Raw genomic sequence first — 1,182 nt, 5'->3', positions numbered from 1 at the left:
TTCTTGTAGGTCATTTGATTTATTTTTGTAACCTTAGGTTGCCAAATTCTGTGGCTTTCTTTTTAATGATTATAGGTTTGTGGTTTTTAGGTTCAAAACCTTCAAGTTTAAGCTATGCTTTTATTCTCGATTATTTTGGTGATTTAAAATCAAAAATTAGTGGAATATTGATATTTATAGGAGCTATTTTTGTGGTTTTTTCGTCACTTAAATCTAAATTAATTAATTCTATCCTAGATGTCAGTTGGTTAACTTACTTAGGCAAGTTATCATTTTCTATGTATTTAACTCATATTTCAATTATTTATGTGATTGGAATACCTGCTTTAAATTTCTTTTTACGAAGCAGATTTGATTTTATATTCTCTGTCTTTTTTTCTTTAATTATTTCGTTGTTGTCAACTATAATTCTTTCAAAATTATTTTTTGATTATATTGATAAGTACAGCATTAGTTTATCAAAAAAAATACAATTCATGTTGATACGTAAATAATAATTATATTAGCATTATACAATGCGCCTTAAAAACTAAGCCTGTGATGGCTAATTTGGGGGCGCATCTGATGAAATGAAGTTACTGTATTTTGTTATTCTGGTTTTTTCGGCCAATCAATATCTGGGGCAGTCGAAATGTCTTTACGATGAAGGTTTAATCTATAGAGTTTCCAATTCCTTAGTTGTTTTATTTCGTCTGATGTTGCCATATCCAAGTCAACCGCATCTTGCAAAGGTTGTATCATCTCTGATGCTCTATCAATGCGATATCGCTTTTCATACTTTGCAGATTGAATAGCGTCTTGTTTCTGAGCTTCTTTATCGGTAACCCATTTGTCACCATCCCAATAATCAAAGACTGTTTCAGGTTTTAACCAAGTCACGTCGTCTTTGATATCGCCAAGGTAATCAATGATGTATTCACTACGATCCTTTTTTCGATAGGCTATTTTTCCTCGGTGATCGACAATAGTTTCCCAATGCGTTAAATCTTCAGAGCGGACAACTGCCAAACTGTCATCATCTGGAAGGATGGGTGCATCAAGATACATGTCAGCACCAATACCAGCATGTAGACTTACATATGTTATCGTTGCATTAAAATATTCATTCTGCTCACCTATAGTCGAATAAACTTTGATATATCCTGTTTTTTTTCCAAATCCATCTTCTCCGATAATGGCGGG

The 1,182-nt window shown here is 32.7% G+C and carries 1 protein-coding gene and 1 pseudogene; one reads left to right on the top strand and one right to left on the bottom strand.

Features of this window, described 5'->3' with window-relative positions:
* Positions 1-494, top strand: a pseudogene (locus tag G468_RS0118310) (hypothetical protein); the annotation flags it as partial.
* A gap of 94 nt (positions 495-588) precedes the next feature.
* On the opposite strand, the gene G468_RS0118305 reads toward G468_RS0118310, so the two are convergent.
* The coding region (locus tag G468_RS0118305) for a tail fiber assembly protein (protein ID WP_026824187.1) at positions 589-1,182 on the bottom strand (594 nt) is incomplete at its 5' end.

The organism is Arsenophonus nasoniae DSM 15247, assembly GCF_000429565.1.
Lineage (GTDB): Bacteria > Pseudomonadota > Gammaproteobacteria > Enterobacterales > Enterobacteriaceae > Arsenophonus > Arsenophonus nasoniae.
Note: the sequence above shows the minus strand (reverse complement) of the source record. Positions and strands in the feature narration are given on the sequence as shown.